The sequence below is a fragment of the Maribacter polysiphoniae genome, assembly GCF_003148665.1.
Taxonomy (GTDB): Bacteria; Bacteroidota; Bacteroidia; order Flavobacteriales; family Flavobacteriaceae; genus Maribacter_A; species Maribacter_A polysiphoniae.
Genome location: NZ_QGGQ01000021.1, coordinates 1 through 12,682, shown reverse-complemented (window position 1 = coordinate 12,682; position 12,682 = coordinate 1). Strand labels below are relative to the sequence as shown.

Here is a 12,682-nt window from a genome sequence, read left to right as displayed (position 1 = left end):
TAAGTATTATACAATTCCTTCCTTATGGGATACCTATCGAAATAAATTGGTGCTGTTGGCCTTATTACAACCAGAGGTGACCAACGACGTTATAAAATCCCTGATGGATATTGGTGAATTAACAGGATATGTACCTACTTTTTTCCATGGGGATCATGGCGCCTCCTTTATCGCTGGCTCTTATTTTAGGGGGGTGGACAATTTTGATATAAACAAAGCCTATCAATTATTATTGAACAATGCCTATGAGGAGAACAAAGGCCATAATGGGGGGCGACCATATTTAAAATCATATATCGAAAAAGGATATATTCCAGAGCTTCGAATAAACGATCCGGTGGTTGAAACTGTTGGTTCGGCAGGGGTTTCAAAAACCTTGGAATATGCCTATGATGATTATGCACTATCACTTTTGGCAAAAGAACTGAATGATTCCATTCATTTCAATGATTTATCGAAAAGGGCGAAAAATTATAAAAATGTTTTTGATATGGCCACCCATTTCATGCGGGGAAGGTTGGCAAACGGGGACTGGGTAAGTCCATTCAATCCGCAATATCCATATTATGAATACATGTATCGCGAAGCAAATGCATGGCAGGTCTCTTTTTACGTACCTCACGATATGCCAGGTTTGGTAGGGCTATATGGAGGCAAGGATGCCTTTGAGCAAAAATTGGACTCCCTATTTACTTTACCTTGGAACCCGAATCATATTGCCAGAAACGTTTCTAGTTTCATTGGTCAATATTGTCACGGAAACCAACCCGATCATGAGGCCCCTTTTTCTTATTACTTTGTGGATAAACCCGAAAAATCCCAAGTGATTATTGACACGATACTCAACGATTTTTATGGGGTAGGCAAAGATGGATTGGCCCTTTCAGGAATGGATGATGCAGGTGAAATGTCTTCCTGGTATGTTTGTGCCGCAATGGGGCTATACCCACTGTCCCCTGCAGATAGCGAATATTTGGTAAGTGTTCCTCTTTTTGAAGAAGTGAAGTGGAACCTTAAGAATGGAAATACTCTGATAATTGAGAATCCAACAGGAGGAAGAAAATTAAAAGGATTTATGTTAAACGGTACTAAGCACAGTGGCTATTTTGTTTCCAATGATATCTTCAATAAAGGAGGCAAAATACTGTTGGAGACCGAATAAGGGTAAATATTGTTTGAGTTTGTTAGTTAGTTTGTAGTTGAGTAAAAGGGAATTGTCGCCCTTTTTCTAGTTAGTTTGTGAGCCGGACTTCATTTTTTGAAGTCCGGCTATTTTGTCGCCCATCGTTTATGGGACATCATCCTTTTATACTTTCCATCTTTTTATCAATGAATTTAAGAAGGAGTTCAAAAGCAGGTTTGGCCATTTCTCCATGGTTAAAGCCATCAAGTTCGTATAGTTTCGTGTCTTTATGTCCCACGATTTTCATCATTCGCATGAGATAGGCGTTCTCTTCGTAACGTCCCAACATTTCCAAGTTCCTATCTCCTGTTATCAATAAAAGGGGAGGGGCATCGTTACGCACATAATACAAGGGTGCCAAATCGTCAACAACTACCTTGGTACCTGCAATACCCCTTTCCTCCCGTACGGTAAAATGGGTAATGGTGTGACCACTGAAAGGAATCAACCCAGCAATGGCATTGGCATCTATGTCATGTGCTTTTAACCATTTTTTGGCCAGACCTACCATACTGGTTAAATAACCACCGGCGGAATGTCCTGAAATGAATATGGCGTTTTTATTTCCGTTGTATTGGGCAATGTTCTTAAAAACCCATGCGACTGCCGCCGCGGCATCTTCGATATATTTTGGGCTCTTCACTTTAGGGGAAAGTCTGTAGTTTACCGCAACAATGATATAGCCTTTTTTCTTAAGCTCCTCCGGGATGAATTTTTCACCACCCGTCAAACCCCCACCATGAAACCAAACAATGGTGGCCGCGTTTTGTTTGTTTTTTGGATAATAGACATCCAGCATACATCTTTCCTTTATGTAGGCGTTGGTGTTGGATATATTGTCATCATAATATCTTATATCCTTAACTGTTTGATAAACAATATTTTGGGCATTGGTTAAGGCTACCCAAAAAATTAAAAAGAAGGTTAAGGTCTTTACTTTGTCCATGGTTGTTTTGTTTACCTCTAATTTAATTAAAAGGATTGAAGGCCATGTGTTTTCAAGAGTAAAATCCTTGATTAAATCACAAAAAAATCCCGGGTTTTTACTTCTACTAGTTTGATTTCAATTAGGTTGATTTAGGGTAGGTAAAAATAAGGAAATAAAAGACATAAAAAAACGGCTTGTGCGTACACAAACCGTTGATTTTGCAGGTGTTGACCTTTGTAGCGAGAGAGGGACTTGAACCCTCGGCCTCCGGGTTATGAATCCGACGCTCTAACCAGCTGAGCTACCTCGCCATTTTAAAAATATTCCAACAATAATTAAATCTGTCAGAAAACAAAAGCTACTGCTGACGAAACTTTGTTTGTCAGCATCCTGATAAAGACCACGTCTTTCGTCAGGACTCGCCATTTTAAAAATATTCCAACAATAATCAAATCTGTCAGAAAACAAAAACTACTGCTGACGAAACTTTGTTTGTCCTGATAAAGACCACGTCTTTCATCATCGCTCAGCATATCGTTTTAAACGGCTGCAAATATAAAGTTTAATTTTTGGTTCTTCAACATTCATCTTAAAAAAATATTCTTCCTCTTTTATTTTTTTATCATTTAGATTTATATATATTGCCCATAATAAATACCAATCTTGATGAGCGATAAGACTAAATTTGAAATTGAATTTGTAATACAGTCTTCACCCCAATTGTTATATCAGTATTTGTCAACACCTTCCGGACTTTCGGAATGGTTTGCTGATAATGTCAATTCGAGGGGGGAGTTGTTCCGGTTTATTTGGGATGGCACTGAAGAAGAAGCAAAATTATTAAAAAGAAAGAGCGAGGAATTCGTAAGATTCGCTTGGGAAGAGAATGATGATGATTCTTACTTTGAAATGAGGATCATCGTTGATGAGATCACCAAGGATGTTTCACTTTTTATCATAGATTTTGCAGAAGAGGACGAAGTGGATGAAGCAAAAATGCTTTGGGAAAATCAAGTAACCGACCTTAAACAGGTTTTAGGTTCAAAATAGGATTCCGCGTAGAATTATGCAGTATATTTGGCCCTGAAAATACTATCAGGGCTTTTTTTATGATCAATTTTAACGGTGAATTACTTCAAGAAAACTCTAATTTTCTAAACCATGAAAATAGGGGACTACGCTATGGCGACGCTCTTTTTGAGACGATAAGGGTGGTTAATTCAAAAATATATTTTTGGGAACCGCATTACCTGAGGTTAATGTCCTCCATGCGGATCCTTAGAATGGAAATACCCATGGACTTTACCATGGAGTTTTTTGAGGAACAAATCCTAAAGACACTACAAAGCAACGAACTAAACCAAAAATCGGCAAGGGTGCGGTTAACAGTGTTTAGAAACAATGGGGGATTCTATACCCCAACCAATAATGATGTTTCTTATATCATAGAGGCGAATGAATTGCATTCTACCTTTTATAGTATAGAGGACAAGGCCTATGAGGTAGACCTCTTCAAGGATTTTTACCTGAATCCCGATATGTTATCGACCTTAAAGACCAACAATAAGATCTTGAATGTCGTGGGCAGTGTTTTTGCCGAAGAAAACGGACTTGACAATTGTTTGTTGCTGAATGCACAGAAGAGTGTGGTAGAGGCCCTTAATGGAAATCTATTTTGGGTACAGGGCAATGTGATCAAGACCCCTCCACTTTCCGACGGATGCTTAAAGGGTATTCTTCGAAATAAATTGATTGAAATAATCAAAAATCTGGAGGACTACACGTTGCTTGAAACCTCCATTTCCCCATTCGAGCTACAAAAGGCCGATGAACTTTTTATAACGAATGCCATTGTCGGTATACAACCGATTACCAAATACAGGAAGAAAGAGTATAGTAATGAAGTAGCGAAAAGTCTGATCGGTAAATTGAATGCTTCGGCCCGACTTGGATAAACAAAGGGGATCTTTAGTTTAGGCTAGGATTTTCCGGTGCGTTCGACCAAATTAAATAATTGCCCCCCAATTCCACCATCTTTTCCTTCCAGAAGGCAATCGAGGATTTTTGGATTATGGAACTGGCGTATTCATTCGGAACCACAATCCATGATTTAGAGGATAATTCCTGATCCAGTTGTAGGGAAGACCATCCGGAATACCCCAAAAAGAAACGTATATCCTCATCTGTGATAACCCCTTCATTGATCAACTGTACGGTGGTTTCAAAATCACCACCCCAATAAATGCCGTCGGATATTTCTATACTGTTATCGATAAGATCGGGAACCTTATGTATAAAATAGAGATTATCCTGTTCCACAGGGCCACCATTATAAACTTGAAGCGGTATAGAGATTTCAGTCACCAAATCATTGATATTGTACTCCAAAGGCTTGTTTAGGATAAAACCAACAGAACCTTCCTCGTTGTGCTCTGCCAACAATACCACAGACCTATTGAAAGAAACATCCCCTGTTAATGAGGGTTCCGCGATAAGTAGCTTGCCTTTATTTGGTTTTATACCAATCATATTTGCTTTTCTGATGTAACTAAAATAAGATAATTCCTATAAAACACAAATTAGTACAAACAAAAAAACCTTGACAGTAATGCCAAGGTTTTTCAAAAGTATAATAATATAGATTAGTTTACCGCTTTGCCTAAATCAGCACCTGCTTTAAACTTAACAACATTTTTAGCTGCAATTTTGATAGTTTTTCCAGTTGATGGGTTTCTACCTTCTCTTGCATTTCTTTTAGATACAGACCAAGATCCGAATCCTACTAATGATACACGATCTCCTTTTTTAAGAGAACCTTCAACATTACCTAGGAAAGACTCCAATGACTTTTTAGCCGCAGCTTTTGTGATGCCAGCATCAGCAGCCATTGCATCGATTAATTCTGTTTTGTTCATAATGTAATTAAATTAATTGTTTTAAAAATAATTTTAAACCTTTGAACAAATTTATACGGATTTACCGTGAACACAAGTAAAACAAGGGGAAATCGCCGTTTTTGTTAATAACTCAGTAGGTTTGTTGATAAAGTAGGGCTTTTTTTACGTCTCTCGCAGCCCAATGGTAGTGGGGCTTTACGTCATAGAGGCTGTTTTCATCAATTTTAGTCCGTTTAAGACATCACGGATTGCCATTCTTCGTTTTCCCGGTAATTGGATTTCCTCTAAACAAATATATCCTCCCGTGACCGCAACTTTCATTTCGGCCTTGCCACTTACGACCTGCCCAACTTCTAGGTCGTGCACCCCCTCCTCCATAGAGGCCTTATGTATTTTAAGGAAAGATTCCTCCCCACCATTGTTCAATGTGGTCCAAGCGACAGGGTAGGGGCTCAACCCCCTGATAAAGTCATAAATCTGTTTTAAAGATCCGTTCCAATCAATTCGACATGTTTCCTTATGTATTTTAGGGGCTTCCTTTAAATGGCTGTTGAAAGCTTGTGGGGTTCTGGTGACGGACCCTAGGAGTATCCCCTGAACCGTTTCCAAAACTACCTTGGCCCCAAGATGCATCAATTTATCGTGTAAGGTACCAGCGGTATCCTCGTTGGTGATATCGACCTTGGCCTGAAGGATCATTTCACCGGTATCTATCTTATCATCTATATAAAAGGTAGTGACCCCGGTTTCGGTCTCCCCGTTGATAATGGCCCAATTGATGGGCGCCGCACCCCTATAATCGGGCAATAATGATGCATGTAGGTTGAACGTGCCGTAATCGGGCATTTGCCAAACAACCTTGGGTAACATTCTAAAGGCCACCACAATCTGTAGGTTGGCCTTCAATGCCGCCAATTCCCCTAAAAATGCTTCATCTTTAAGATTCGTAGGTTGTAAGATTGTCAACCCTTTTTCCTCAGCGTACTCCTTTACGGCTGATTTATGGATTTTTCGTCCCCTGCCGGCTTGTTTGTCCGGTGCGGTCAACACGCCTACTATAGTATAATCGTTTTGCACCAATGCATCAAGAATGGTAACGGCAAACTCCGGCGTTCCCATAAAAACAATCCGTAAATCTTCCTTATTAAGCAAGCTCATATTCATTTCTGGTATTTATTCTTATTCTTTCATTTTCCAACAATCCCCGCAAAGCGATCAGAACGACATCCTCATTAAAGGGTAGGGTTTTGATCAAATCCCTGGAAGACTTCGCCCCGATGCTTAATTGCCGTACGATTTCTTCCGACACAAAGGTAGTCAGGTTTACGTTCAACTCCTTTTTGGCCTTACAAATATCGCATCGCCCACATTCGGTCGCCTGGGTTTCCCCAAAATAGTGCAGCAATTGGATGTTCCTACAGATTTTCGTGTTCTTGATATAGGAAAGTATGGCATCGACATTCCTTATCTTTAGGCTATTCAAGGCTTTGACCCTTTTCGCGAATACATTTATGGTACTGTCATCTTCCCGAGGAACCAAAAAGGTGATTTCCAAATCACTGTTTCGTTCATCATACTCGATAACTTGGTCCGTCTGCAATTTTTTCAGTACGGCCAACACCTTATTCTCCGATACTCCCGCTTTTTTGGCAACCAATACGGTATTTATCTTGGTATCAAATTCAAACACCCCCCCATAGGTTCGCAATACCGTTTGTACAATAACAGCCAAGTCCCTGTTATTATCGAGATAATCGAACAATTGCTCTTTATCGCATATAAAACGAAGGGTTGTCTTTTTTGAAAAAGCCTCGGACAGGGCAAGGACCGAATTCTGGTCCAGAATGCGAAAGGCATTGTAGGTGATCAACGGGTTTAACCGGTATGTCTCACAAAACGCATTGAAATTCAATTGGAATCGTTCATTATGCCCTTCCCCATAGGGTATTTGAAAATAATTATTGAGTTTGTTATATACCAATTTAAGAAAGGGGATATCGGGCAAGACGCTTAGGAACTGGTTTTTTACCTGCTCAATATCGCTATTGTTGGTCAGCAAAATCGCTCGTGCCGGTTTACCGTTCCTACCAGCCCTTCCGGCCTCTTGAAAGTAGTTTTCAATGCAATCGGGAATTTGGTAATGTACGACCAAGGACACATCGGGTTTGTCGATACCCATACCAAAGGCGTTTGTGGCTACCATGGTCTTCACCTTATTGCTTAACCATAAATCGAGGCGTTTCTTTTTCTCCTGTTTGGATAATCCCCCATGATAATAAGAGGAAGAACACCCATTCGTTTGAAGAAAGGTCGCCAAGGCTTGGGCCGAACGTCGGGTACGTACATAAACTATGGCACTGTGGTCCAGGTTGGAACAAAGTTGTTTTAATCGATATCTTTTATCCTCTTCCCAAGAAACGGAAAAAGCAATGTTGTTGCGGGCAAACGAATCCTTTACAACCAAAGGGTCGGTCAAAGTAAGACTTTCGACAATATCCTTTGCGACAGCCTCCGTAGCCGTAGCCGTAAGGGCAATGATGGGCACATTGGGGAGGAGTTCCCGCAATGTGGAACACTCGAGGTATGCGGGTCTAAAATCATGTCCCCATTGCGATATACAGTGGGCCTCGTCAATAGCGATAAGATTAACGTTCATTTGCTGAATGCGATCACGAACCAGTTCTTGCTGTAGCCTTTCGGGGGATAGATAGAGAAACTTATAATTGCCATATAAACAATTGTCCAAAAGGTTATTGACCTCCTCGAACGAAATACCGCCGGTCAAGGCAATGGCCTTTATCCCTTTTTCCTTTAATACTTCGACCTGGTTTTGGATCAAGGCGATCAATGGGGAAATAACGATACAGATGCCCTCTTTGCACAAGGCAGGCAATTGAAAGCAGAGCGATTTACCACCCCCGGTGGGGAGCAAGGCCAGCACATCCCTTTCGGCCAGTACCGAATCTATGATAGTTTTCTGGGAGCCTTTGAAGGACCCAAATCCCCAGTAATGCTCTAAAATGGTCCGAGGGTCCTTTTGCATTATAGCGTTTTGGTATGATCGAGTATAAACTGAACCCTTTCGTGAACACTGCCTTTGGGCACTAGGGTTACATCATAGGAGAAATTGCCATAGGACTTGGCCAGGCAATCATGGATCTTTATTGATTCTTCGAACGATTCGAAACGTTCGCTGTCGGTCACATGGATTTCTTTCCATGGGGGCATTAGAAAAATATGGTCGTACCTTAAGGTCTCGCAGGGTTCTGAAAATTCAGACGTATACGTTTGCTGAAAACAATCCATATAAGCCAAAACGTCGGGTATTCCACGGTCAAAAAAGACAACGTCCCTTGTGGATTTCAGTGCGGATCGGTATTGATTGATACGGGCATTCAGAATATTCAGGTTAAAACTTTTAGGGTCGGGGACCGAAACAATGGGGTTCGAAACTATCTCTATGTCCCCACCCTGGGTCTTTTCCTCTGAAGTCATATCGCGTATAACCTCATGCAAACAATGGAAGCCATCCTTCTCCAACTGCTCAATGACCGATGTCTTACCTGTACTGGGGCCTCCAGTGATTACAATTTTTTTCGCCTTCAATAGTTCTGTGTTAAGAGTGTAAAAATACGGAATACAGGATTATTATAAAATTGTTATTGAAGCCTTATATTTGTACAAAATTGTGGCAATGAATAAAGAGAACCCTGAAGAGTTTTATACCCGTTTACGAACCCAGCTGGAAGAAAGTACCCAATGGCCCTCCCTATACCTGTACAAGTTTATAGTATTGACCGATGAAGATAAGATCAATCAGATACATTCCATATTCAATAATTTGGGAGCTGTCATCGATTCCAAATTATCAAAAAACGGCAAATACACCAGCCTTTCGATACAGGTAAATCTGGAGAACCCCGATGCCGTAATAGAAAAATACATAGAAGTTGGGGTAATTGAAGGGGTTATATCCTTATAAAATAGCAAATACAGCATAATTTTCTTATTTTGCAGCCGTTATAGAAATACTTCCTACCCGCTTTAATAGCATAAAAACTTAAGATTTGAATTTAGTAGAAAACCTAGAATATAATACGGAACGTGAAAAACTCATAATTCCGGAATACGGTCGTCATTTTCAAAAAATGGTAGACCATGCCATATCGATTGAAGATCGTGAAGAGCGAAATAAAGTAGCCCAGGCCATAATAAGTGTCATGGGTAACATACAACCCCATTTGAGGGATGTGCCTGATTTTCAGCATAAATTGTGGGATCAGTTGTTTATTATGTCCGATTTTAAATTGGATGTTGATTCCCCTTTCCCAATTACTTCCAAGGAAATGTTGCAGCAAAGGCCTGAACCTCTTGGGTATCCACAGAATTTCCCGAAATATCGTTTCTATGGCAATAACATAAAACGAATGATCGATGTTGCCGTGGAATGGGATAAAGGTGATATGCGTGATGGACTCGAATATGCCATCGCCAACCATATGAAGAAATGTTATCTTAATTGGAATAAGGATACCGTGGACGACACCGTCATATTCAAACATCTCTACGAATTGAGTGACGGGCAAATAGACCTTGCCAAGGATGGTGAAAACCTTACCGATAGTGGTCAATTCCTTAAAAATAGGGTTGCCAAGAATCCTCGTAGCACTACAGGAAAGAAAAATCAAAGAAGCAATAATCGCGGTAAAAAGCGATACTAATAGTCTCAATCCTAAATGGGAACATTTAAAATTGAAGGGGGCCATCAGTTATCTGGTGAAATTACCCCACAAGGCGCCAAAAATGAGGCATTGCAGATTCTATGTGCAGTGCTTTTGACCGGAGAAAAGGTTATTATCAATAACATTCCAGACATTGTCGATGTCAACAAACTCATTGCTTTGTTGGAAGATTTGGGTGTAAATATCCAAAAGAAAGGTAAAGGGTCTTATACGTTCCAAGCCAATGACGTAAATCTCGATTACCTACAGTCCGACCAATTCAAGGAAGACGGTAGGGGACTAAGGGGCTCGATCATGCTTGTAGGTCCTTTGTTGGCCCGTTTTGGCAAAGGCTATATTCCCAAACCTGGCGGTGATAAGATCGGTCGTAGACGATTGGATACCCATTTTGAGGGATTCATTAACCTCGGTGCCAAATTCCGTTACAATAAAGAGGAGCATTTTTATGGGGTGGAAGCTAAAAAGTTGAAGGGCACCTATATGCTGCTCGACGAAGCCTCGGTAACAGGAACCGCCAATATTGTTATGGCGGCTGTACTTGCCGAAGGAAAAACAACCATCTACAATGCGGCCTGTGAGCCCTATTTACAGCAATTGTGCAAGATGTTGAACCGTATGGGGGCCAAGATCTCAGGTATCGGTTCAAACCTATTGACCATAGAAGGTGTTGATACGTTGGGAGGAACCGAGCATACCATGTTGCCCGATATGATCGAGATCGGGAGTTGGATCGGATTGGCGGCCATGACCAAAAGTGAACTGACGGTCAAAAATGTAAGTTGGGACGATTTGGGTCAAATACCAACCGTTTTTCGAAAAATGGGAGTCACCATAGAACGAAAAGGCGATGATATTTTTATTCCTGAACATAAGGATGGTTATAAAATACAGAGTTTTATCGACGGATCTATATTGACGGTTTCCGATGCTCCATGGCCGGGATTGACCCCTGACCTTTTGAGTATAATCCTGGTAATGGCCACCCAAGCGAAAGGGGAGGTCCTCATTCACCAAAAGATGTTCGAAAGCCGCTTGTTCTTTGTGGATAAGTTAATCGATATGGGGGCTAAGATCATTTTATGCGATCCGCATAGAGCCACCGTTATTGGCCATAATTTTAAATCGAAGTTAAAGGCCACCACCATGGTATCCCCGGATATTAGGGCAGGGGTTTCCCTTTTGATTGCGGCATTATCGGCAAAAGGAACTTCCACGATCCATAATATTGAACAGATCGATCGCGGATATGAGGATATCGATACCCGACTACGGGCTATCGGGGCCAAGATCACCAGGGTGTAGTTTTTCGTAAATCAAAGTTTTTTTTTCGTCGAGGGCTAGAGGGCGATACTTGAACTAGCTGAGGATTTGTATGAATTGACCCAAAACAGCCTGCACCCAAGGAACTTTTTTGGGTATAGGTAGTTATTTCTAATACTTCATTAAGAGTTAACCCCGAGAGAATTATGGGAGGGGATATCATTTTTCTCTTCTGTTTTCCTTCTATCTAAAAAGGCTTGACTCTATTAATGGTGAAATACATCCCCCGTCGTGCAGGTACCCTCTTCACTTCGGCTGCGCTCAGTGCAGGCATAGGGGGAATTATTGTCCCCTTGAGGGGACTACAGGGGTGTTTTACTCCACACATTATACTTAATACTTTTTTACATCCCCCGTCCTGCGGGCACCCCCTTCACTTCGACTGCGCTCGCGCTAACAGGGAATTGGTTGCGTTGGCGCTAAGAAGGCCGCACCAAAATATTAGAATGATATATAGGTAGTTGTTTTTCATAATACTTAATTATTATTATTTATTTTTTCTAGCGAGAGCAAAAATCAGCCAACCGATAAGCAAGACTATACCAATAATTACATTATAGTAGTTCTCGTTTGCTATACCCCGTATAATATTATATCCCGCTAAAACGGCAAGTACCAGGGCACTTTTCCATGTGCCAAAAAAACCATCATCACTATTCTTTTTTGTTTTTTCGTCGGGAATACCCTCATGGATAAGATGTTTGCATTCCTTTTCAAAAACTGGCGGGGTCGAGCGTTTTTTATTCATAATTATTGTTTCGTACTAATTGTCCCCTTGAGGACGGTGCAGTGATAACTGCTCGCGAGTCGTGGCGTTGGCGGGGGGTGTTTTGCGCCATACATTATTCATGCTACTTTTGTTTGGCATTTTCACATCCCCCGCCTTGCAGGCACCCCCTTCAAAGGGGGATTTTATTGTCCCCTTTGAGGGGACGGTAAAGTAGTGGGGACACTACTTTACAGGGGTGTTATGAACATGGCACGGGCCTGCCTGAGGCGGACAGGCGTGACGCTCGCACTAGTGGGGGGGGTAAGGATAATGTACCTTATAATTATTTCACCTATTAATTATCATAATATTCGCCTAGTTCAGTTCTGTTATCTTCAAAATATGTAATTAATGCATCGATATTTATTCCGCCATCCGGTCTTGAAACATCTTCTACAATTTTCGCAAGTTTGGAATCACTAATATTCTTATTAAAAATGGAAGCGAGAACATCTGATTTTATTTCAGTGAAAAACATTTTCCAAGAATCGAACTGTTTTGATGGGTCTGTAAATTAAACTCTGTCCGTTGTTCCAATTCCTTTGGGGCTAGCCCCAAAGGAATTGGCGTTTAAGACCAGTGGTATCCTCTCCCCAAATTTAATATAAAGTTGTTGAACGGTAAGACTCCAATTATGTAATGGGCTTGTCCACTTTTTTTCGATGTTCTTTGTGGCCAGGTATACCAGTTTCAACAAGGCCATGTCGTTGGTAAATGCCCCCTTGGTCTTGGTTACCTTACGAACTTGGCGATGAAAACCTTCCACGGCGTTGGTCGTATAGATGATCTTCCTGATGGGTTCGGTGTACTGGAAGTACTGCGATAACTGCTCCCAGTTACGCT

Annotated in this window: 14 protein-coding genes and 1 tRNA gene; 6 read left to right on the top strand and 9 right to left on the bottom strand. The window is 41.1% G+C overall.

The window, feature by feature from the left end:
- On the top strand, nt 1–1,162 hold a 1,162-nt coding region (locus tag LX92_RS21945; protein WP_146197818.1), incomplete at its 5' end, for a glycoside hydrolase family 92 protein.
- Between the two features lie 136 nt (nt 1,163–1,298).
- Here LX92_RS21945 and LX92_RS21940 read toward each other — a convergent pair.
- Both LX92_RS21940 and LX92_RS21935 read right to left on the bottom strand, forming a co-directional pair.
- Nucleotides 1,299–2,129, bottom strand: a complete 831-nt coding sequence (locus LX92_RS21940) for an alpha/beta hydrolase (protein WP_109655161.1) — start codon at nt 2,127–2,129, stop codon at nt 1,299–1,301.
- Between the two features lie 219 nt (nt 2,130–2,348).
- Nucleotides 2,349–2,422 (bottom strand) — tRNA-Met (locus LX92_RS21935).
- Nucleotides 2,423–2,777: 355 nt separating this feature from the next.
- Here LX92_RS21935 and LX92_RS21925 point away from each other — a divergent pair.
- Both LX92_RS21925 and LX92_RS21920 read left to right on the top strand, forming a co-directional pair.
- Nucleotides 2,778–3,161 (top strand): START-like domain-containing protein, encoded by a 384-nt coding sequence (locus tag LX92_RS21925; RefSeq protein ID WP_109655156.1) that lies wholly within the window; start codon nt 2,778–2,780, stop codon nt 3,159–3,161.
- A gap of 59 nt (nt 3,162–3,220) precedes the next feature.
- A complete protein-coding gene (locus LX92_RS21920) occupies nt 3,221–4,066 on the top strand; it encodes an aminotransferase class IV (RefSeq protein WP_109655154.1) in 846 nt (281 codons plus the stop codon).
- 13 nt (nt 4,067–4,079) lie between these two features.
- Here LX92_RS21920 and LX92_RS21915 read toward each other — a convergent pair whose 3' ends face one another.
- From LX92_RS21915 to LX92_RS21895, 5 genes are all read right to left on the bottom strand, one after another.
- On the bottom strand, nt 4,080–4,640 hold the full coding sequence (locus LX92_RS21915; RefSeq protein ID WP_109655152.1) for a YqgE/AlgH family protein: 561 nt from the start codon (nt 4,638–4,640) through the stop codon (nt 4,080–4,082).
- Between the two features lie 113 nt (nt 4,641–4,753).
- A complete protein-coding gene (locus LX92_RS21910; protein ID WP_109655149.1) occupies nt 4,754–5,026 on the bottom strand; it encodes an HU family DNA-binding protein in 273 nt (90 codons plus the stop codon).
- 177 nt (nt 5,027–5,203) lie between these two features.
- On the bottom strand, nt 5,204–6,172 hold the full coding sequence (fmt, locus tag LX92_RS21905; protein ID WP_109655147.1) for a methionyl-tRNA formyltransferase: 969 nt from the start codon (nt 6,170–6,172) through the stop codon (nt 5,204–5,206).
- Complete coding sequence (locus LX92_RS21900; RefSeq protein WP_109655145.1) at nt 6,153–8,051, bottom strand: RecQ family ATP-dependent DNA helicase; 1,899 nt, start codon at nt 8,049–8,051, stop codon at nt 6,153–6,155. The genes fmt and LX92_RS21900 overlap by 20 nt, the downstream gene beginning before the upstream one ends.
- A complete protein-coding gene (locus LX92_RS21895) occupies nt 8,051–8,614 on the bottom strand; it encodes an AAA family ATPase (RefSeq protein ID WP_109655143.1) in 564 nt (187 codons plus the stop codon). The genes LX92_RS21900 and LX92_RS21895 overlap by 1 nt, the downstream gene beginning before the upstream one ends.
- A gap of 88 nt (nt 8,615–8,702) precedes the next feature.
- Between LX92_RS21895 and LX92_RS21890 the strand changes: the two genes are divergently transcribed.
- The 3 genes from LX92_RS21890 to murA all read left to right on the top strand — a co-directional run bounded on the left by LX92_RS21890 (nt 8,703) and on the right by murA (nt 11,052).
- Complete coding sequence (locus LX92_RS21890) at nt 8,703–8,990, top strand: DUF493 family protein (RefSeq protein ID WP_109655141.1); 288 nt, start codon at nt 8,703–8,705, stop codon at nt 8,988–8,990.
- Between the two features lie 85 nt (nt 8,991–9,075).
- Nucleotides 9,076–9,729, top strand: a complete 654-nt coding sequence (locus LX92_RS21885; protein WP_109655139.1) for a DUF4290 domain-containing protein — start codon at nt 9,076–9,078, stop codon at nt 9,727–9,729.
- A gap of 15 nt (nt 9,730–9,744) precedes the next feature.
- The gene (gene murA / locus LX92_RS21880; RefSeq protein WP_109655137.1) at nt 9,745–11,052 is read left to right on the top strand and encodes a UDP-N-acetylglucosamine 1-carboxyvinyltransferase; all 1,308 of its coding nucleotides are present in this window, start codon (nt 9,745–9,747) and stop codon (nt 11,050–11,052) included.
- A gap of 505 nt (nt 11,053–11,557) precedes the next feature.
- On the opposite strand, the gene LX92_RS21875 is transcribed toward murA, so the two are convergent.
- Together LX92_RS21875 and LX92_RS21865 are read right to left on the bottom strand one after the other, a co-directional pair.
- Nucleotides 11,558–11,818 carry a hypothetical protein gene (locus LX92_RS21875; protein WP_109655135.1) on the bottom strand — a complete coding sequence of 87 codons (261 nt, stop codon included), beginning with the start codon at nt 11,816–11,818 and terminating at the stop codon, nt 11,558–11,560.
- A 535-nt stretch (nt 11,819–12,353) separates the two neighbouring features.
- On the bottom strand, nt 12,354–12,682 hold a 329-nt coding region (locus LX92_RS21865; protein WP_146197902.1), incomplete at its 5' end, for a transposase.